16 protein-coding genes are annotated in these 20,326 nt (G+C 75.5%); 9 read left to right on the top strand and 7 right to left on the bottom strand.

Features of this window, described 5'->3' with window-relative positions; all coding sequences use genetic code 11:
- Positions 1–29: 29 nt before the first annotated feature.
- The 4 genes from ACIQ9P_RS00975 to ACIQ9P_RS00990 form a co-directional block, all read right to left on the bottom strand.
- Entirely contained in the window at positions 30–1,607 is a 1,578-nt protein-coding gene (locus ACIQ9P_RS00975; RefSeq protein WP_402349782.1) for an alpha/beta hydrolase, read from the bottom strand.
- A gap of 90 nt (positions 1,608–1,697) precedes the next feature.
- Positions 1,698–3,338, bottom strand: coding sequence for an alpha/beta hydrolase (locus tag ACIQ9P_RS00980; RefSeq protein ID WP_402347623.1), 1,641 nt, complete (start codon positions 3,336–3,338; stop codon positions 1,698–1,700).
- A 69-nt stretch (positions 3,339–3,407) separates the two neighbouring features.
- Complete coding sequence (locus tag ACIQ9P_RS00985) at positions 3,408–4,148, bottom strand: HNH endonuclease family protein (RefSeq protein WP_402349785.1); 741 nt, start codon at positions 4,146–4,148, stop codon at positions 3,408–3,410.
- Positions 4,149–4,312: 164 nt separating this feature from the next.
- Positions 4,313–5,227, bottom strand: a complete 915-nt coding sequence (locus ACIQ9P_RS00990; protein WP_402347626.1) for an NAD-dependent epimerase/dehydratase family protein — start codon at positions 5,225–5,227, stop codon at positions 4,313–4,315.
- Between the two features lie 122 nt (positions 5,228–5,349).
- Here ACIQ9P_RS00990 and ACIQ9P_RS00995 point away from each other — a divergent pair, with 122 nt between their 5' ends.
- Positions 5,350–6,435: a GlxA family transcriptional regulator gene (locus tag ACIQ9P_RS00995; RefSeq protein ID WP_402347629.1), complete on the top strand. Its 1,086-nt coding sequence runs from the start codon at positions 5,350–5,352 to the stop codon at positions 6,433–6,435.
- A 79-nt stretch (positions 6,436–6,514) separates the two neighbouring features.
- On the opposite strand, the gene moaA is transcribed toward ACIQ9P_RS00995, so the two are convergent.
- The gene (gene moaA / locus ACIQ9P_RS01000; protein ID WP_402349788.1) at positions 6,515–7,519 is read right to left on the bottom strand and encodes a GTP 3',8-cyclase MoaA; all 1,005 of its coding nucleotides are present in this window, start codon (positions 7,517–7,519) and stop codon (positions 6,515–6,517) included.
- Positions 7,520–7,829: 310 nt separating this feature from the next.
- On the opposite strand from moaA, the gene ACIQ9P_RS01005 reads away from it, so the two are divergent.
- The 5 genes from ACIQ9P_RS01005 to ACIQ9P_RS01025 all read left to right on the top strand — a co-directional run bounded on the left by ACIQ9P_RS01005 (position 7,830) and on the right by ACIQ9P_RS01025 (position 13,180).
- A complete protein-coding gene (locus ACIQ9P_RS01005) occupies positions 7,830–8,429 on the top strand; it encodes an NTP transferase domain-containing protein (protein WP_402347632.1) in 600 nt (199 codons plus the stop codon).
- Positions 8,430–8,650: 221 nt separating this feature from the next.
- Entirely contained in the window at positions 8,651–9,523 is an 873-nt protein-coding gene (locus ACIQ9P_RS01010; protein WP_402347635.1) for a hypothetical protein, read from the top strand.
- Positions 9,524–9,721: 198 nt separating this feature from the next.
- Positions 9,722–10,564, top strand: coding sequence for a hypothetical protein (locus tag ACIQ9P_RS01015; protein ID WP_402347638.1), 843 nt, complete (start codon positions 9,722–9,724; stop codon positions 10,562–10,564).
- A gap of 213 nt (positions 10,565–10,777) precedes the next feature.
- Positions 10,778–11,866 carry a (2Fe-2S)-binding protein gene (locus ACIQ9P_RS01020; RefSeq protein WP_402347641.1) on the top strand — a complete coding sequence of 363 codons (1,089 nt, stop codon included), beginning with the start codon at positions 10,778–10,780 and terminating at the stop codon, positions 11,864–11,866.
- 225 nt (positions 11,867–12,091) lie between these two features.
- Complete coding sequence (locus tag ACIQ9P_RS01025; RefSeq protein WP_402347643.1) at positions 12,092–13,180, top strand: DUF2637 domain-containing protein; 1,089 nt, start codon at positions 12,092–12,094, stop codon at positions 13,178–13,180.
- A gap of 67 nt (positions 13,181–13,247) precedes the next feature.
- Here ACIQ9P_RS01025 and ACIQ9P_RS01030 read toward each other — a convergent pair whose 3' ends face one another.
- Together ACIQ9P_RS01030 and ACIQ9P_RS01035 are read right to left on the bottom strand one after the other, a co-directional pair.
- A complete protein-coding gene (locus tag ACIQ9P_RS01030; RefSeq protein WP_402347646.1) occupies positions 13,248–15,497 on the bottom strand; it encodes a SpoIIE family protein phosphatase in 2,250 nt (749 codons plus the stop codon).
- A gap of 282 nt (positions 15,498–15,779) precedes the next feature.
- Positions 15,780–16,223 (bottom strand): ATP-binding protein, encoded by a 444-nt coding sequence (locus tag ACIQ9P_RS01035; protein ID WP_402347649.1) that lies wholly within the window; start codon positions 16,221–16,223, stop codon positions 15,780–15,782.
- 567 nt (positions 16,224–16,790) lie between these two features.
- Between ACIQ9P_RS01035 and ureA the strand changes: the two genes are divergently transcribed.
- Genes ureA through ACIQ9P_RS01050 form a run of 3 tightly spaced genes read left to right on the top strand, consistent with a single transcriptional unit; the run spans position 16,791 to position 20,303 of the window.
- Entirely contained in the window at positions 16,791–17,501 is a 711-nt protein-coding gene (ureA, locus tag ACIQ9P_RS01040; RefSeq protein ID WP_402347652.1) for an urease subunit gamma, read from the top strand.
- Positions 17,498–19,201 carry an urease subunit alpha gene (locus ACIQ9P_RS01045; protein ID WP_402347655.1) on the top strand — a complete coding sequence of 568 codons (1,704 nt, stop codon included), beginning with the start codon at positions 17,498–17,500 and terminating at the stop codon, positions 19,199–19,201. The genes ureA and ACIQ9P_RS01045 overlap by 4 nt, the downstream gene beginning before the upstream one ends.
- 58 nt (positions 19,202–19,259) lie before the next feature.
- Positions 19,260–20,303, top strand: a complete 1,044-nt coding sequence (locus tag ACIQ9P_RS01050) for an agmatine/peptidylarginine deiminase (protein ID WP_402347658.1) — start codon at positions 19,260–19,262, stop codon at positions 20,301–20,303.
- Positions 20,304–20,326: the final 23 nt, after the last annotated feature.

The raw sequence follows: 20,326 nt of genomic DNA on the forward strand, positions 1-20,326 counted from the left end.
GAACACCGGGAGGGCGCCCCGCCGTCGCGCTATCCCCGGTCGCTCGCGCAGCGCGTCCCGGCGACCGGCAGGGTGCCGTCGACCAGGTAGGCACCCACCGCCGCCCGGACGCAGGCGCTGTGCCCGTAACCGGTGTGCCCCTCGCCCTCCCGGGTGAGCAGCACCGCGTTGCCCAGTTGGGCGACCAGCTGCTGGGCGTTGGCGTACGAGGTCGCCGCGTCGCCGGTCGAGCCGACCACGAGGATCGGCGTCGTGGCCTTCGAGACGATCGGGTGCGCCTTCTCCGGCGAACGGAACGGCCAGCTGCGGCAGTCGGGGTCGAACAGCACCGCCGCCGGCTCGTGCCGGCTGATCAGCGGCGCCCTGGCGGCCAGCCGGGCGTAGGCGTCCCGCAGCGCGTCCCCGGTCGGGACGTCGGTGGCCCCGTCGGCGCAGTAGATCGCGGTGTAGGCGTCGGCGGCGGCGCCGTAACGGCCGTCCCCGCCGCGCTTGTTGTAGGAGTCGGCGTAGGCGAGCAGGTAGTCGCCGTTGCCCCGGTCCATGGCCCACCCGATGGCGGAGGCCAGACCGTCCCAGCCGCCCTCGTCGCCGTAGAGGGAGTCCATCACGCCCGCCCAGGCGGCGGCGGAGGTGAGGATCCGGCCGCCGGTGGTGGTGAGCGGCTTCCGCTTGAGCCCGTCGAGGAAGTCGGCGGCCCGGACGGCCGCCTTGCCCGGGTCGGTGCCGAACGGGCACGGCGACTGCTCGGCGCAGTGGGCGGCGAAGGCGCGCAGCGAGCGGTCGAAGCCCGCGTACTGCTCGATGTTGGTCTCGGCGATGGACTTGGCGGGGTCGATCGCGCCGTCCAGCACCAGCCGGCCGACCCGGTCCGGGAACTCCTCCGCGTAGACGCTGCCGAGGTAGGTGCCGTAGGACAGGCCCAGGTAGGTCAGCTTCCGGTCGCCGAGCGCCGCCCGCAGCACGTCCATGTCGCGAGCGGTGTCGCGGGTGCCGAGGTGCTCCAGCAGGGTGCCGTACTTGGCCCGGCACGCGTCCGCGAGCAGCTTGCCGTGCTCGGACCCGGGGTTGTCGGTGGTGAGCCAGCTGTCCCGGGCCCTGTCGTCCAGGCAGTTGACCGGGGCGGTGCGGCCGGTTCCGCGGGGGTCGAAGCCGACGATGTCGTAGTGGTCGCGCAGCGGGCCGTCGTAGTCGCGCTGGCCGCCGAGGACGGCGTCGACGCCGCTGTTGCCCGGCCCGCCCGGGTTGACCAGGAGCGAACCGGCCCGCTGCCCGGGCCGGGCGGCGGCGACCCGGGCCACCGCCACGCCGATGGTGGCGCCGGACGGGTCGGCGTAGTCCAGCGGCACCTGGAGGGTCGCGCAGCGCACCGAAGCCGGGTCGACGCCTTCGGTCCTGGGAGCGTTCTCGCAGGCCGCCCAGGCGAGTTGCTGGCCGTAGTAGGACCGGAGCGCCGGGTCCGGGGCCGACTGCGTGTCCGCCGCGGCCACTGCCGGGCCGACAGCCTCACCCGCGGCGCCGGTGGTGGTGCCGCCGGTGCCGGTGCAGGCCGCCAGCAGCACCGCCGCGGCGACGGCGGGCAGGGCACGTCGTGAGAGCCGGGTCGTCATCGAGTCCACCGCACACGAATATCACCCGGCCGTCACCCCGCGGACGGCGCCCCGCCCCTCCGTCACGTCAGTCGCGCCGGTCGCGCCGGCTCACCGGGCGGCGTCGGTCGCGCAGCGGGTCCCGGCGGCCGGCACGGTGCCGTCGACCAGGTAGGCGTGCACGGCGTCCCGGATGCACGCGCTGTGCCCGTAACCGGTGTGGCCCTCGCCCTCGCGGGTGAGCAGCACGGCGTTGCCCAACTGGGTGGCGAGCTTCTCGGAGTTGGCGTAGGGCGTGGCCGCGTCGCCGGTCGAGCCGACCACCACGATCGGGGTCGTGGCCTTCGAGACGATCGGGTGCGCCTTCTCCGGCGAACGGAACGGCCAGCTGCGGCAGTCGGGGTCGAACAGCGCCGCTCCCGGCTCGTGCCGGCTGATCAGCGGCGCCTTGGCGGCCATCTCGGCGTAGGCGGCGTCGAGTGCCGCCCCGGTGAGGACGTCGGTGGCCCCGTCCGCGCAGTAGATCGCCGTGTAGGCGTCGGCGGAGACGTTGTAGTGACCGTCCTTGTCCCGCTTGTTGTACGAGTCGGCGTAGGCCAACAGGTTGTCGCCCTTGCCCCGGACCATGGCCCAACCGATGGCGTTGGCCAGGGAGTCCCAGCCGCTCTCGTCCCCGTAGAGCCCCTCGACCACGCCGGTCCAGGCGGCCGCGGAGGTGAGCACCCGGCCGCCGGTGGTGGTGAGCGGCTTCTGCTTGAGCCCGTCGAGGAAGTCGGCGAGCTTGCCCGCCGCCTGGTCCGGATCCTTGCCGAGGGGGCACTGCGCCTGCTTGGCGCAGTGGGCGGCGAACGCCTGGAGCGAGCGCTCGAAGCCCGCGTACTGCTCGATGTTGCTCTGGGCGATCGGCTTGGCGGGGTCGACCGCGCCGTCCAGCACCAGCCGGCCGACCCGGTCCGGGAACTCCTCCGCGTAGACGCTGCCGAGGTAGGTGCCGTAGGACAGGCCCAGGTAGGTGAGTTTCCGGTCGCCGAGCGCCGCGCGCAGCACGTCCATGTCGCGAGCGGTGTCGCGGGTGCCGAGGTGCTCCAGCAGGGTGCCGTACTTGGCCCGGCACGCGTCCGCGAGCAGCTTGCCGTGCTCGGGGCCGAGGGCGTCGGTGGTGGCCCAGGTGTCCCGGGCCCTGTCGTCCAGGCAGTTGACCGGGGCGCTGAGGCCGGTGCCGCGGGGGTCGAAGCCGACGATGTCGTAGTGGTCGCGCAGCGGACCGTCGTAGTCCTTCTGGCCGCCCTGGACCATGGACACCCCGCTGCCGCCCGGCCCGCCCGGGTTGACCAGGAGCGAACCGGTCCGTTCCCCGGGCTTGGAGCCGGTGATCCGGGCCACGCCGATGTCCAGCGTCTCCCCGGAGGAGGGGTTCGCGTAGTCCAGCGGGACCTTGAGGGTCGCGCACTGGACCGCCGACTCGTCGGTCTTCGCCGTCTTCGGGTCGTCCTTGCAGGCCGCCCAGGCGAGTTGCTGGCCGTAGAAGGAGCCGAGTGCCGGGTCGGCCTGGCCGGTCGGCTTCACGGTCGGGGTCGGCGTCGGGGTGGGCGTGGGGACGGCCGCCGGGGCGGTCGGGTCCGCGGACGTCGTCGGGGCGGTCGTCGGCGCGGTGGAGGCCGCGCCGGTGGAGCCGCCGGTGCCGCCGCAGGCGGCCAGCAGAACGGCCGCGGCGACGGCGGGCAGGGCGCGTCGCGAGAGTCGGGTGATCATCGAATGCACCGCACACGAATATCACCCGACCATCACACCGCCGACGGCAGCCCTCCCCTCGATCAGGCGTCAGCCGCCGCACTGCTGCAGCATCGTCTTCTTGTCGGCCTCCGTCACCGGCAGTTGGTACTTCAGCGACACCTGCGCGAAGCGGACCGCGTACGCGCACCGTATCCGCGGGTCGGCGGGCAGCCAGGCGGACGGGCCGGAGTCGCCCTTGGAGGCGTTCTGCGAGCCGTCGGCGGGGATGAGGTTCAGCGGGTCGTTGGCGATCTGGACCCGCTTGGCCTTGTCCCACCCGCGCGCGCCCATCTGCCAGTCGTAGGACAGCGGCATCACATGGTCGATCTGGATCTTCGACGCCTGCTGCTTGCTCCACCGCACGGTCTTCCCGGTGTACGGGTCGAGGATGGTCATCGCGGTGACCACGCACTTCGAGCCGTCCTTGCGCTCGACCGCCGAACCGTCGCGGGCCAGCAGGTCGTTGCGGGTGTCGCAGTTGTTGCGGCCGCCGGGAACGCCGTCCACGCTGTCGGTCCACGCGGGGCCGAACTCGTTGCGGTCGTAGCCGTCCTTGGGGCCGGTCGCGGCGGTGGCGACCCTGGCGATCAGCTCCCGGCCCGCCTTCTGCTCCTCGGGCGAAGCCAGCGGCGCCAGACCGGGCTTGGTGCCGTCCGGGTTGTCCAGCGGACTGGTGCCCGGGCCGACGGCGCCGGCCCCGGCGGGCGCGGCGTCCTCACTGCGCGTCCCGGCGCCGGAGCAACCGCTCAGCGCCAGGGTGGATATCAGGAACACGGAGGCGACGGACAGGACAGGGCGACGGGCGGGCACGGTGGACTCCCCGGATGGGTGGGCGGCTGACGGCGCACCAGCAGACCAGCCGGCCCCCATCCGGTCAAGCCACCACAACCCGGAGCATTTCGATCATGGTGAAGCTCACACCGGGCACCGGACCGTCCCCGGCCCCGCCCCGGCTACGACCGCGCGTCGCGGACGATCTCCTCGACCACTTCGTCGAACGGCGTCGCCGCCACCCCGAGCACCTCCTCCGTACGCGTCGAGTCCAGCCGCAGCGGCCGGTCGTACAGATAGGCCATCTCCACCACCTCGGCGAGGACTTCGTCCCCCGAGCGGGCCAGTTCGGCCGGCTCGACGGCGGTGAGCGCGGGCTCCGGCGCCCCGGCCGCCGCCGCCAGCCGCCGGGCCACCTCCCGGGCGGACGCCTCACTGGTGCTGGGCACGTGCCAGGCCCGGCCCCAGGAAGCCTCGGCGCGGGCGGCGGCGACCAGGGTCGCGGCCACGTCGCCGAGACGGCTCCAGCTGTGCGGCGCGTCCAGATCGGCGGGGTAGCCGACCGGCTCACCGACCAGCACGGCGGGCACGACCGTGAACCCGAACAGCGAGGTGGCACCCGGACCGAGGAAGTCGCTGGCCCTCACCTCGGTGACCCGCGCCCGGCCCGCCCGGTGCGAGGCGAGCGCCTGCTCCCACAGGGCCGCCCGCAGCGCGCCCTTGCGGCTGGTCGGGGCAGCGGGCAGGTCCTCGGTGAGCGGGCCGTCGACCGGCCCGTAGCCGTACACGTTGCCGAGCATGACGAAGCCCGCGCCGGTGCGTTCGGCGGCGGTCAGCAGCCCGGCGGCGAGCGGCGGGAACCCGGTGAGCCAGCGGTGGTAGGGCGGAGCGGCGCAGTTGACCAGCGAGGCCGCGCCCTCGACCAGCGCGGTGAGGGCGTCGGCGTCGGTGGCGTCGGCGGCGATCCGCTCGATGCCCGGATGCTCGGGGCCGGTGCCGCGCCGGGTGACCAGCCGGACCCGTTCGCCGGAGCCGGCGAGCAGCAGGGCGGTCGCGGTGCCGGTCGGGCCGGCGCCGGTGACAACGTGGAAGGACATGGGAGGCTCCTGGGCTGCCGTTGGGGTGGGTGGCGCCGGGGCGTCGGCGCCGTGATCAACTCTCCTTCGGGACCCGGCCGCGCGGCAGGGCCCGGGCTGCCAAGGTTCCGGAGGTTCTGGCCATGCCCCCCACCACCCGCTCCGCCCCGGCCGACAGCCCGGCCGACGGCGCGGCCGCCTCCCGGCCCGCCGGAGTCCGGCCCATCGCCTCCCGGCCGGCCGCCCGCTCCACCGGTGTGCACCGGGTCGCGGTGGTCGCGGTGCCGCCGGTGACCGCCTTCGACCTCACCATTCCCGACCTCGTCTTCGGCTCGGCCGAACTCGACGGCGCCCCGGCCTACCGGGTACGGATCTGCACCGCCGAACCGGGGCCGATCGCCACCACCGGCAGCCTCCGGATCGTCGTCCCGCACGGCCTGGAGGCGATCGCCGAGGCCGACACCGTCCTCGTCACCGGGTCCGCCTCCCGCGCCGACGCCGACGAACGGATCCTCGCCGCCCTGCGCACGGCGGCGGACCGGGGCGCGCGGATGGCCTCGATCTGCACCGGCGCCTTCGTCCTGGCCCAGGCCGGGCTGCTGGACGGGCACAGCGCCACCACCTACTGGGTGCAGGCGGGCGCCCTGGAGCACCGCTTCCCCAAGGTGCGGGTACTCCCGCACGCGCTGTTCGTCGACGACGGCCCGGTGCTCACCTCGGCCGGACTGACCGCCGGCATCGACCTGTGCCTGCACATGGTGCGGACCGACCACGGCGCGGCGGTGGCCAACGCGGTGGCCCGGCTGGCGGCGCTCTCGGAGGTCCGCGAGGGCGGCCGGGCGCAGCTCCTGCCGACGCCGGTGACGGCCGCGGACAGCGGTTCAACGGCGGGGAGTTCGCTCGCCGCCACCCGGGCCTGGGCGCTGGCCCGGCTGGCGGAGCCGCTCACCCTGGCCGACCTGGCCGCGCACGCGGGGGTGAGCGTACGGACCCTCAACCGCCGCTTCCGGGCCGAGGCGGGCACCACTCCACTGCACTGGTTGCTCACCCAACGACTTGAGCAGGCACGCGAGTTGCTGGAGTCGACCGAGCTGACGGTGGACCGGGTCGCCGCCCGGACCGGCTTCGTCACCGCTGATTCGCTGCGCCGCCACCTGCTGCTGCGGATCGGCATGACCCCGCGCGCCTACCGCGCGCACTTCGCCCGACCGGCCCCGCCGCGGCCGTAGTCGCGGTCGGAGCCGCAGTCGGAGCCGCAGTTCCAGCCGGGGCCTGGGCCGGGCGACCGGGCCCGGGCGACCTGGCAGGTCAGCCGCCGATGGCCGACATCGGGCGGGCCGGACGGACGAAGTCCGCGCCGCCGATGGCGTGGCCGGGGCCCTTGCGGCCGATGGTGGCCCGCCAGGCGGCCTCCACCCGGCCGTCGTCGGCGCCGCCGCGCAGCAGCGCGCGCAGGTCGGACTCCTCGGTGGCGAACAGGCAGTTGCGCAGCTGCCCGTCGGCGGTGAGCCGGACCCGGTCGCAGCCACCGCAGAACGGGCGGGTGACGGAGGCGATCACGCCCACCACCGCGTCCGTCCCTGCGATCCGCCACTCCTCGGCCGGGGCGTTCCCGGCCCGGCCGACCGGATTCAGGTCGAAGCGCTCGCCGAGGCGCGCCAGGATCTCGTCCGCGGTGACCATCCGCTCCCGGTCCCAGGCGCCCTGCGCGTCCAGCGGCATCGACTCGATGAAACGCATCCGGTAGCCGTGCCGGACGGCGAAGCCGAGCAGCTCGGCCAGTTCGTCGTCGTTGACCCCGCGCACCGGCACCGCGTTCACCTTCACCGGCGCGAGCCCGGCCGCCTGGGCGGCGGCCAGCCCGGCCAGCACGTCGGCGAGCCGGTCCCGGCGGGTCAGCGCGGCGTAGCGCTCGGGGCGCAGGGTGTCCAGGCTGACGTTGACCCGGTGCAGGCCGGCGGCGCGCAGCGCCTCGGCGGTCCTGGCCAGGCCGATGCCGTTGGTGGTCAGCGACACCTCCGGCCCGAGCGCCGCGATCCGGCCGACCAGGGCGGGCAGGCCGCGCCGCAGCAGCGGCTCGCCGCCGGTGAGGCGGACCGCCGTGATGCCGAGCCGGCGGACGGCGATCCGCACCAGGCGGACCACCTCGTCGTCGTCCAGCACCTCCGCCCGGGGCAGCCAGTCCAGGCCCTCGGCCGGCATGCAGTAGGTGCAGCGCAGATTGCACCGGTCGGTCAGCGAGACCCGCAGATCGGTGTGCACCCGCCCGTACCGGTCCACCAGGGGGAGCGCCGGCCCGGCGCCGCCCGGCACGGGGCCGCCCGTCACGTCGGGCTCCGGTACGGCGACGGCCGCTCCCGGCGCGGTGGCGCCCGACGCACCGGCCACCCACGCATCGGCCACCGACGCATCGGCGCCCGACACACCGGCCACCGATCCGCTGTCCCCCGACGCACTGTTCCTCGACGCGCTGCTCATCCGCCCAGTACAGGGGCCCTGCGGCGGGAGCACCAGCGGCCGAACCGCCGGGGCGCGGCCACCGGCCGCCGCCCCCGCTCGTGTGATCGTCCAACACCCGGCGGCGGGACTGTGCCCCGGCCGCCGGGCCCGGCAGGCTGGGCCCATGGAACAGAGGGACACGGTCACCGCGCTGGTGCTGGCCGCCGGGGGCGGGCGGCGTCTGGGCGGACGGCCGAAGGCGCTGCTGCCCTACCGGGGGCGGCCGCTGGTGGAGCACGCCGCGGCGGCGGCCCGGGCGGGCGGCTGCCGGGAGGTGACGGTGGTGCTGGGCGCGGACCGGGAGCGGGTGCGTTCCACGGCCCATCTGCCGGGGTGCCGGCTGGTGGCCAACCCGGGCTGGGAGAGCGGCATGGGCTCCTCGCTGCGGGCCGGCCTGGGCGCGCTGCCCGCGGGCACCTCGGCGGTGCTGGTGATGCTGGTCGACACGCCCGGGGTGGGGCCGGCCGCGGTGGCCCGGCTGCTGGCCGCGCACCGGGCCGGGGCCGCCCTGGCCGCGGCGACGTACGGCGGGCGACGCGGGCACCCGGTGCTGATCGGGGCCGGGCACCTCGCCGAGGCGGCCGCGGGCGCGCGCGGGGACGCCGGGGCCCGGGCCCTGCTGGCGGCGCACGCCGACGAGCTGGTCCCGGTCGAGTGCGCCGACATCGCCTCCCCGGACGACCTGGACACGCCCGCCGACCTCGCCCGCTGGGGCGCGGGGTGACGCCCGCCGCCCCCACCGCCCGCCGCCTCCGCCGGACCGGGACGCCCACCGGGCCGGGACTCCCGCCGGAGGGGGACCACCCTCCTCCTCACCGGCGAGGATTCGGGCCCGCACCCCTGATTCGTCCCTGAGGATTGCCGCATTCCGCGCCGCACCTCCCAGGTTTCGGGGAGCATGGGAGGCGTCACTCCACCCCCGATTCGAACGGACGGTGCCCCGCGATGGCCGGACTGCCCGACGACTTCACCGGACACGACCCGGCCGGGCGCGGCCCGGGGGCGGCGGGTGGCGCCCGGGCGATCCGCTGCCCCGCCTGCCGACGGGAGCACCTCTACGAGCCGCCCTCGCTGCCGTGCCCGTGCGGCGCCTCGCTCAAGGTCCCGCTGCTGCGCGGCGGCGTACCGGTGCAGGTGCGCTTCCGGTCCTGGGAGGACTCCTGGCTGAGCATGCGTTGTCCGCACTGCGGCCGCTCCGACCAGTGGCCGCAGCCCGAGTTCACCTGCAACTGCGGGGCCACCGTGCGGCTCCCGGTCGACCGGACGACCAGGCTCGGCGGCGGGGCGGCGGCCGGCCCGCTGGGCGCCACCGCCGGGCCGCGCGCCTCCCACCCGCACCCGGCCCGCCCCGCGCACTCCCTGGACGCCCCGCCCACCGCGGCGCCACCGGCCACCGGGGGCGGCGGGCAGGCCGCGCAGTGGCGCCGACGGGCGCCGTTCCGCCCGCATCCGGTGCGGACCTCGCAGGACGCGGTGTTCACCGCCGCCCGCTACCTGGAGTGGCTGGGCTTCGACGACCTGGAGCTGACGGAGGCCCAGGAGCGCGACGGGGTGACGCTGCTGGGCAGCCGGATGGTCGCCCAGGTGGACACCTGGACCGAGCCGGCGGACGTGAAGTCGGTCGAGTGCCTGTGGCTGCAGACCCTGCACGCGGAGGAGATGGCCGCCGCGATGTTCACTCTTGCGGGCTATTCGCACCAGGCCACCGTGCGCGGGGAGCAGCTGTTGGTGGCCCTGTTCAGCCTGGATCTGGCGGGGGTGCCGCAGCCGGCGAACGGCGCCGCCGAGGCCCTGATGGAGACCGGCTGGACGTCCTGAGCCCCCGTTCGGGCCCGGACCGATCCGCCACTGATCGTTTAGACGAAAACCCGGCCGCGCGCAACAACCTCCGCTCGTGATCTGGTGCACAAGCTCGCCCCCGTGTTGAATTGCCGCCACAGCGCGGGCCTGTGGTGTGTCGTGCCACGAACGGGGAGGGCCCGCGTCCTGCTGGATGGCGCACACAAGGAGGTGGCGTTGTCGGAGCACGGATGGGGCCCGAGCGGTCTGGACGCACCGGGGCGGGCGGCGCCCCCGGAGCCGGGGGACACCGTGTGGCGGCTGCGGTCCCGGGCGTGCTGGCGGGAGGCCGCCGATCTGTTGCGGCCGGCCGCCGAACGCGACCCGGCGGCAGCTCTGGTCAGGGCCGAACTCCTGATCGAGCAATGCTTGTTCACCGCCGCGAACTGGAGTCAGGCGGAGCAGGCCCTGCGGCTGGCCGAGGCCACCGCGGCCGGCACCGAGCAGCGCGCGGCGGCGGCCTGCGCCCGGGGCTTCCTGGCGTACGTGGCCAGTGTGCTGGGCGCCCGCGACCGCCTCGACGAGGCGCAGGCCGCGCTCGGCCGCACCTCGGCGCTGCTGCCGCCGGACGCGCCGGGCCGGCCGCTGCTGGACTTCCGCCGGGGGCTGGTGGCGGAGAACCTGCTGCACGACCCGACGGCGGCCTGGATCGCCTACCGCCGGGCCCACGAGGGCGCGGGCGAGCGCGGGGACGAGCTGCTGCGCTCCTCGACCTGGCGGCACCTGGCCGCGCTGGCACTGGCCGCCGGGGACCACGAGCGGGCCCGGGAGGGCTTCGACGCCTCGCTGCGACTGCGGGAGCAGTTGGGCTTCACGGTCGGGGTGGCCCCGGCGCTGGCGGCGCTGGCCGAGGTGTCCGAACCCGAGGAGGCCGTCCGGCTGCGGGCGGAGGCGACCCGGCTGGTGCAGGCGCTCGGGGGCGTACCGGTCTGGCTCGCACGCCAGCTGGGCGCGGGGCGCGCGCCGGGCGCTCCCCCGGACGGACGCATAGGGAGGCAGGCCGGGGGCCCGATCAGCTAAGGTGACCCTAACCTGGCCGGGTCGAGCAGTGCCCCGGCCAGGTTCGCCTTGCCGTTCCCGGGCTCCGCCAGGCCCCGGTCGGCCGGGTCCGGACGTACGGCGCGACGGCGCCACGGCGCACCCGCCACACCGGGCGCGCCGGCGGCGGGCGGGCCCCGGCCCGGGCGCGGTCCGGGCGGACCGGCGCGCCCGGTCGACCCGATGGGGCCCACCATGAGCGCGCGCAGCACCCGCCCCACCCCCGTGGCGCCGGCCGTCGGGCGGTCCGGTCCCGGCACCGGACCCGCCGGACCCACCGGCCCGGCCACCCCCTCCGCCCACCGCGCCACCACCGTCGGCACCACCACCGTCGGCACCACCACCGGCGCGACCGGCACCACCACCGGCACCACCGGCACCGGTGCCACCGCCACCGCCGTACGCCCGGCGGCCACCGCCGCGGCCGGGCCGGCCGCGTACCGGCGGCTCGGCGAGGTGCTCCCCGCCCTCCGGGTGCGCTGCGCCCCGCCCCGCAGCGGCCGGGGCTGGCTCGCGGGGGCCGACCTGGTGGCCCGGCCGGCGGCACTGCGCGAGCTGATCTCGCACGACGCCCGGCGGGCCCTGGCCCGCTACGGGCGGCCACTGCGGCCCGATGTGGCGGCGGGCATCGGGCTGCACCGGTTCGTCTGGCCGGTCGCGCTGCTGTTCACGCTGCCGTGGTTCCTGGAGCGCCGGGTGCCGCTGCTCGTGCCCGGCGACATCGCGGTCCGCCGCCGCACCGGTGAGCTGACGGTCCGCCCGGGCGCCTTCCTCTGCCTGCCGGACGATCCGGCGGCCCCGGGCGCGGGCCTCCGCTCCCCCGCCCTCCCCCTTGCCGCGCCCCCGCCGGACGCCCGCGCGGTGCCCGACGAGGCGGCCCTGGCCGCCGGACTCCGCTCGGCGCTGGCGGACTTCCTCACCCCGGTGCTGGACGCCTTCCGCCCCGAGGTGCGGCGCGGACCGCGCACCCTGTGGGCGATGGCCACCGACGCGGTGGTCGAGGGCCTCTGGTACACCGGGGGGCTGCTCGGCGAGGAGGAGCGCGCCCGGACGGAGCTCGCCGCGCTGTTCGCGCCCGGCGCGTCGGAGGCGTCCGGGCCGCCGGGCCGGCGGGCCGCCCGCCCGGCGCCGGAGTGCGCGCCCTTCACGCCGGGCGCCGGCTTCACCGCCCCCGCGTCCGGCGGCACCGATCGCTCCGACCGGTGCCGGGCCAGTTGCTGCCTCGTCTACACCGCCCGGGCCGAGGCGATGTGCACCGGCTGTCCCCGCGTCACACGGGGTTGACGAAGGCGGACGGCGGTGCGGGGCCCGGCCGGGCCCCGACCCCCGGAAATGCGGGAATTCCCCATCGCTTTCAATATGACAATGCGACTTATCCCTCGCCAGAAATCCCTCTCGCCAGCGCATTGACAGCGAATCAGCCATTCTCCGGCCGAGCATCCGTCATGATGGTCCCCGCCATCACGGCAAAGGAATGTGCGACGCAGGAAAGCGAGGCTGGTCCAGGCGATGAAATTGTCCGACATACCGCTCGGTTGGGCCGTCACCGGCGTTGCCGCGCTGCTGGTCAGCGCACTCCTGGTGGCCCTGGCCCGGAGTCGCGGATCCGGCGGCGGCGGGACCGCCGCGGATTCCTGGGAGCGGTCCGAGGAACGGCGCCGCCGCAAGGAGTCCCTGTACGGCGGGGCCTCGTACACCCTGCTGTTCTGCTGCGCGGCCGTCGCCGCCGCGCTCTCCTTCCACGGCCTGGTCGGGTTCGGGGTGCAGAACCTCGACCTGTCCGGCGGCTGGGAGTACCTGGTGCCGTTCGGCCTGGACGGGGCGGCGATGTTCTGCTCCGTGCTGGCCGTGCGCGAGGCCAGCCACGGCGACGCCGCGCTCGGCTCCCGGCTGCTGGTCTGGCTGTTCGCCGGCGCCTCCGCCTGGTTCAACTGGGTGCACGCCCCGCGCGGTTTCGGCCACGCCGGCGCGCCCCAGTTCTTCGCCGGGATGTCGCTCTCGGCCGCCGTGCTGTTCGACCGGGCCCTCAAGCAGACCCGCCGGGCCGCACTGCGCGAACAGGGCCTGGTCCCGCGCCCGCTGCCGCAGATCCGGATCGTCCGCTGGCTGCGCGCCCCGCGCGAGACCTACGCGGCCTGGTCGCTGATGCTGCTGGAGGGCGTGCGGAGCCTGGACGAGGCGGTCGACGAGGTCCGCGAGGACAAGCGCGAGAACGCCAGGGAGAAGGAGCGCCGCAAGCTCGCGGGGCGCCGGGAGCGGGCCGAGATCAGGGCCATCAACCGCGCCCACGGCGCCTGGCGTCCGCGCGGCGGCGGGTCCGGGTCGGCGTCCCGGCAGCTGGAGCCCGGCCCGGAGTCCGCCATAGCGGGCGGCCCCGACGGTCCCGGCGGTCCGGGTGGCCCGGGCGGTCCCGACCGGACCGCGGTCGAGCCGCCCGGACGGGCCGAGGCCGTGGAGGGCGCGGTCGCGCAGGCGGGCCTGCCGGCCCGTCCCGAACGGCGCACCATCGACCTCACGCTCGACGACGACACCGTCGCGCTGCCCCGGCTCGACTCCTTGGAGCGCAAGCTGAAGGACCTTGAGCAGCAGTTCGGCTGAGGCCGCCGCCGCGGGGCCCCCGGGCAGCACGCCCGGGGGTCGCTCCCCGGGCGGCGCCGCGCGGGGGTCACTCCGCCGTCGCCACCGTGAGCTCGAACCACATCCGCTTGCCCGACCCCCGGGGCTCCACGCCCCAGCCGTCGGCCAGCGCCTCGACCAGCATCAGCCCGCGCCCCGAGGAAGCCTGCTCCCCCGGCGTGCGGCGGGTCGGCCAGAGGTCCGACTCGTCCTCCACCTCGACCCGCAGCCGGGCCCGGCCGCCGTCGGCGGCCGGTTCCCGGTAGAGCCGGGCGGTGAACATCGCGTCCCGGTCGGTGTGCCGGATCGCGTTGGTGACCAGCTCGGAGGAGAGCAGCTCGGCGGTGTCGATCAGCTCGGCGACACCCCAGCGGCGCAACGCGTCCCGCAGCTCCGCCCGGACCTCGGCGATCCGGGCCAGGTCGGCCTGGCCGATCCGGCGGCGCAGCTGCTGGGCGGCGAGCCCGCCCTCGGGACCGTCCCAGCGCAGCACCAGCAGCGCTATGTCGTCCTCGCGCTCGCTGGAGTCGGCGGCCTGCGAGGCGATCCGGTCGGCCAGCTCCTCCAGCGGGTCGCGGCCGGTCCGGGCGGGGTCCGCGAGCGGCTCGGCGAGCACCGAGGTGAGTCGCGCGATGCCCTCGTCCAGGTCCATGCCCCGCGACTCGACCAGGCCGTCGGTGCAGAGCAGCACCGTCTCGCCCGGGTCCAGGCTGAACCGGGTGACCCGGTACTCCTCGTCGGGGGCGATGCCGAGCGGGAGCCCGCCGGCCACCGGGACGCTGGCGGCGGTGCCGTCGGCGCGCCGCACCACCGGGTCGAGGTGCCCGGCCCGCACCGCGTAGACGACGCCGTAGTCGACGTTCACCTCGGCGTAGGTGCAGGTGGCGAAGTGGTCGGTGTCCAGGTCGGCGAGGAAGCGGGAGGCCCGGGCCATCACGGCTGCGGGCGGGTGACCCTCGGCGGCGTAGGCGCGCAGGGCGATCCGCAGCTGGCCCATGATCCCGGCCGCGTGCACGTCGTGGCCCTGGACGTCGCCGATGACCAGGCCGACGTGGCCGCCGGGCAGCGGCACCACGTCGTACCAGTCGCCGCCGATCTGGAGGCCGGAGCCGGCCGCGAGGTAGCGGACGGCGGTGGTGACCCCGGGCACGGACGGCACGGTGCGCGGCAGCATGACCCGCTGGAGGCCCGCCGCCAGCTCGTGCTCGGCGTCGTGCAGCCGGGCCCTGGCCAGGGACTGGGCGACCAGACCGCCGAGGGTGGAGAGCAGGGTGCGCTCGTCGGCGTCCAGCTGGCGGTCGTCGTCGAAGCTGACCACGCAGACGCCGATCGCCCGGCCGCTGGCGACCAGCGGCAGGAACGCCCAGGAACTGCGGCTGGTGCGGCGGGCCTGCTCCCAGACGTCCGGGTAGCGCTCGCGGTACTCCTCGCGGCTGGCGCAGAACACCGGGGCCCGGCCCCGCAGCGCCTCGGTCGCGGGATGGCTCGGCGGCAGCACCGAGCGGTCGTAGCCGGCCAGTTCCTCGGGCCGGTAGCCGGAGGCGCCGAGGATCTGCACCCGGCCGGCCTCGAAGGAGGCCAGGACGAGGCCGTCCGGCGGCAGGCCGGGCAGCGGCAGCTCGGTGAAGACCCGGGCCACGTCGCGCACGGTGACCGCCTCGGAGAGGGCCCGGGCGGCCTCCTTGATGAAGCGGGAACGCTCCTCGCGCAGCAGGGCGAGCCGGTCGGCGCGGTCGCGCTTGTGCAGCTCGACGGTGGCGTCCCAGACGAAGCCGACCATCCGGGAGGCCCGGCCGAAGGCGTCGGCGAGGACCCGGCCGCGGAAGCGGACGGCACGCGTGGTGCCGCGCGGGCCGACCGTCCGGTAGTAGGCGCCGCACTGGCCGAGCTCGGCGACGGCGCGCTCGACCCGGCGGCGCACCACCGGGGCGTCCTCGGGGTGGAGCAGCCCCAGGAAGGAGGCGGAGGTGCGGTCGAAGCGGCCCTTCTCGGCCGAGTCCAGGCCGACGATGGTGCAGGCCCGCTGGTCGCCCTCCAGGATGTCGCGGCGGATGTCCCAGTCGAAGGAGCCGATGCCGTTGGCCGCCATCGCCGGCTCCAGCCAGTCCGGCGTGGAATCGCCCGGGGAGAGCGGCAGGCCGCCGGAGAGCATCGGCGCGAGCCGGCCGGCCGCGAGACCGGGGGCGGTGCGCAGCGCGTGCCGACGGGCCGCCTGCGCGGGGGGCCTGGCCCGGCCCGAGCCGGTCGTGGGCGGACCGGACGGGAGGGCCGGCCCCGGTGACTCGGGCTCTGTGGGCATGCTGCTCCTGCCGCTGCCGTGGCGGACCGCGCCGACCGTCCGGACGGGCCGCGTGGCGGTGTGATGGGTGGTGCTAGACGGTCGTGTGCCGACAGGCGGTCATCGGTCGAGACGGTGGGAGTTTCCCGCCGCTTCCCGCTCGTGGGCACACATTCCCACCATCCTGGCCAATGTTCGGCCGAGCGGCAATGGCAACGGGCCGGAAATCTTGCCGATCGCCTTCACTTACGGGCATCGTTCGACAGCGAACAGTGCTCCTGCGACAAACGGCGGGGCCGGGTGTCAGAGTTCGGCGCCGGCCAGTTCGAACCAGGTGACCTTGCCGTCGCCGCGCAGGTGCACGCCCCAGGAGTCGGCGAGCGCCTCGACCAGCATCAGCCCCCGGCCGGAGGTGGCGTACTCCGCGTCCGGATCGCGCCGGCGGCCGGGGAGCCCGGCCTCGCCGTCCTGGACCTCGATCCGCAGCCGCTGGTCCCCCGTGAGCACCGCGTCGAAGACCGCCCCCCGGGCGGTGTGCCGCAGCGCGTTGGTGACCAGCTCGGAGGTGAGCAGCTCGGCCGTGTCGGCCAGCTCGGGCACGCCCCAGTGGCCGAGCGCGGCGCGCAGCCGGTGGCGGACCGCGCCGACGGCGACCAGGTCGGCGGCCTCCAGTGCCAGGTGGAGCCGGCGGTTCAGGGCGCACCCCGGTGCCGGTACGCCCGGCCGGGTGACACCCGCTGTATCCACCGTGCCCGCCGGGGCGCCCTGGCCGGTCCCGGTGATCCGGAACGCGCCCCCCGAACTCGTCCGCTGCCGCGGGAATCGCGACTGACCGTCCATCACCCCTGCCCCCGCCCTCGCTCTGGCCGCCCGGATCCGGATCCCCCGCCGGTCGGTCGGCCCCCTTTGGTACTGACCAATCATCGTCATGCCCACCTTTCGGCATTTGGAACAGTGCGCGGGCGATCACCTGGGGTGAAAGGGGCACGAGGCGGTTCGCGTGATCCGGCCGCCCGCGCCGGACAGGTTTGCGAAGCCCGTGGGCGACTTTCGGGCACCGGGCGGCGCTCGGGCGGCGGACGGCGGGCCCCGGCCGCTCCCGGGCCGCCCGTCCGGCCCCGGACCACCCGCCCGACCCGGGCGACCGGACGCGTCCCGTGTGCCGAACGGCGCGCGAGCGGCAAGGCTGGACAGGGCGGACGGCTCCGGGTTCAATGGCCGGAGTCGTTTGAACGCCGTTCTAAAAGCCCTCACCCCCACCCACCCTCACTCCCACCTCACTTCTCCCTCCCCGGCGACCGCGAGCGAGGAACCGTGCGACTGACCCCCACCGAGCGGGACCGGCTGCTGATCTTCACAGCAGCCGAGCTGGCCCGCGCCCGCCGCGCCCGAGGCGTGCGGCTCAACATCCCCGAGGCGACCGCGCTCATCGCCGACGCCGTCTGCGAGGCCGCCCGCGACGGCCGCCGCCTCGCCGAGGCCGTCGAGGCCGGCCGCTCCGTGCTCACCGCCGCCGACGTGCTGCCCGGCGTGCCCGACGTGGTCACCGTGGTCCAGGTCGAGGCGGTCTTCGACGACGGCACCCGCCTCGCCGTGGTCGACGACCCGTTCCGCGGCGCCGGCTCGCTCGGCGAGCACGCCCCCGGCGGCGCCCTGCCCGGCGACGGCGCCGGCTACGACCCGGTCGAGGAGACCGTCGTCGTCCCCGTCCACAACACCTCCGCCGTCCCGATCTCCGTCACCTCGCACTTCCACTTCTTCGAGGCCAACCCCCGGCTGGCCTTCGACCGCGCCGCCGCCTACGGCACCCACCTGGCCGTGCCCGCCGGCTCCTCGGTGCGCTTCGACCCGGGTGCCACGGTCGAGGTCGGCCTGGTCCCGATCGGCGGCGCCCGGGTCGCGATCGGCTTCGCCGGCCTGGTCGACGGCCCGCTCGACGCCCCCGGCGCCAAGGAGGCCGCCCTCGCCAAGGCGCGCGCCACCGGGTACCTGACCGGCTTCGACGACGCGGAGGCGGAGTCATGACGTCCATCACCCCGCACGACTACATCTCCGTCCACGGCCCCCGCGCCGGGGACCGGATCCGGCTCGGCGACTCCGGCCTGGTGGTCCGGGTCGAGTCGGACTCGCAGCGGCCGGGGGACGAGTTCCTGGCCGGATTCGGCAAGACCGCCCGGGACGGCCTGCACCTCAGGCCCGCCGCCGTCCGCGACACCTGTGACGTGGTGATCAGCAACGTGCTGGTGATCGACGCCGTCCAGGGCGTCCGCAAGACCTCGATCGGCCTCGTCGGCGGCCGGATCGCCTCGATCGGCCGGGCCGGCAACCCCGACACCCTCGACGGCGTGGACGTCGTGGTCGGCACCGGCACCACGATCGTCTCCGGCGAGGGCCTGATCGCCACCGCCGGCGCCGTCGACACCCACGTCCACCTGCTCTCGCCGCGGATCATGGAGGCGTCGCTCGCCTCCGGCGTCACCACGATCATCGGCCAGGAGTTCGGCCCGGTCTGGGGCGTCGGCGTCAACTCGCCCTGGGCCCTGCGGCACGCCTTCAACGCCTTCGACGCCTGGCCCGTCAACATCGGCTTCCTCGGCCGCGGCTCCTCCTCCGACGAGGCCCCACTGATCGAGGCCCTGGTCGAGGGCGGCGCGTCCGGCTTCAAGGTGCACGAGGACATGGGCGCGCACACCCGGGCCCTGGACACCGCGCTGCGGGTGGCGGAGGAGCACGACGTCCAGGTCGCCCTGCACACCGACGGCCTCAACGAGTGCCTGTCCGTCGAGGACACCCTGCGGGTACTCGACGGCCGGACGATCCACGCCTTCCACATCGAGGGCTGCGGCGGCGGCCACGTGCCCGACGTGCTGAGGATGGCGGGCGTGCCGAACGTCATCGGCTCCTCCACCAATCCCACCCTGCCCTTCGGCCGGGACGCCCTGGGCGAGCACTTCGGCATGATCGTCTCCGCCCACGACCTCAAGACCGACCTGCCCGGCGACGCCGCGATGGCCCGCGACCGGATCCGGGCCGGCACCATGGGCGCCGAGGACGTGCTGCACGACCTGGGCGTCATCGGCATCACCTCCTCCGACGCCCAGGGCATGGGCCGGGCCGGCGAGACCGTGCGCCGCACCTTCGCCCTGGCCGGGAAGATGAAGGCCGAACTCGGCCCGATGGAGGGCGACGGCCCCGACGACGACAACCAGCGGGTGCTGCGCTACATCGCCAAGCTGACCATCAACCCAGCCATCGCCCACGGCCTCGCGCACGAGGTCGGCTCGATCGAGACCGGCAAGCTCGCCGACATCGTGCTCTGGCGCCCCGACCACTTCGGCGCCAAGCCGCAGCTGGTCCTCAAGGCCGGCTTCCCCGCCTACGGCGTGGTCGGCGACCCCAACGCCTCCACCGACCGCTGCGAACCCCTCGTGCTGGGACCGCAGTTCGGCGCCCACGGCGCGACCGCCGCCGACCTCTCGGTGGCCTTCGTGGCCCGGGCGGCGGCCGAGGGCGCCTACCTGGACCGCGCCGCCGACGGTATGCCCACCCGGCGCCGCCGGGTCGGCGTCCGCGGCACCCGCGGCATCGGCCCGCGCGACCTGGTCCGCAACGCCCGCACCGGACGGGTCGACGTCACGGAGACCGGCCTGGTCTCGCTCGACGGCGAACCGGTGCGCTCCGAACCGGCCGACAGCGTCTCGCTCAGCCGCCTCTACTTCCTCTGACCCGCACCATCCGCACTATCCGCACCGTCACCCGCCCGTTCCACCGAAGGACCTCCCGATGACCACCCCCGCCCCCGCCTCGCTCGGCTACCGGATGCCCGCCGAGTGGCACCCGCACGACCGGACCTGGATGGCCTTCCCCACCACCAACCCCACCTTCGACACCCCGGAGAACCTGCACACCGGCCGCGAGGCATGGGCCGCGGTCGCCAACACGATCGTCCGCTACGAGCCGGTCACCCTGGTCGTCAACACCGGGGAGACGGCGGAGGCCCGCAAGTACGTCTCCGAGCAGGTCGAGATCGTCGAGCGCCCGCTCGACGACGCCTGGATGCGCGACATCGGCCCCTCCTTCCTGATCGACGGCAAGGGCGGTCTCGCCGCCACCGACTGGATCTTCAACGGCTGGGGCGCCCAGGGCTGGGCCCGCTGGGACAAGGACCAGCACATCGCCGAGCACATCACCGAGCTGACCGGCGTCCGGCGCTTCGCCTCCCGGCTGATCAACGAGGGCGGCGGCATCCACGTCGACGGCGAGGGCACCGTGCTCGTCACCGACACCGTCCAGCTCGGCGAGGGCCGCAACGCCGACTGGACCCGCGAGGAGGTCGAGGCCGAACTGCACGCCTTCCTCGGCACCACCAAGGCGATCTGGCTCCCGCGCGGACTCACCCGCGACTACGACGAGTTCGGCACCCGCGGCCACATCGACATCGTCGCCTCCTTCGTCCGCCCGGGCGTCGTCGTCGCCCACGTCCAGCCGGACCCGGCCCACCCCGACCACACGGTGTGCCAGGAGCTGGTGGCGATCCTCCGGGCGTCCACCGACGCCCAGGGCCGCCCGCTGGAGGTCGTCGAACTGCCCGCCCCCACCGTCCTGCTGGACGAGGACGGCGAGCCGGTCGACTACTCGTACATCAACCACTACGTCGCCAACGGCGCCGTGGTGCTGTGCGCCTTCGACGACCCCCGCGACCAGGAGGCCGCCGCCATCCTCGCCGAGGCGTACCCGGGCCGCACGGTCGAACTGGTGGACGCCCGCGAGATCTTCGCCAACGGCGGCGGTATCCACTGCATCACCCAGCAGCAGCCGAAGGCATGATGCCCGCGCAGGTCACCCGCACC

Source organism: Kitasatospora sp. NPDC094019, from assembly GCF_044764505.1.
Classification (GTDB): domain Bacteria; phylum Actinomycetota; class Actinomycetes; order Streptomycetales; family Streptomycetaceae; genus Kitasatospora.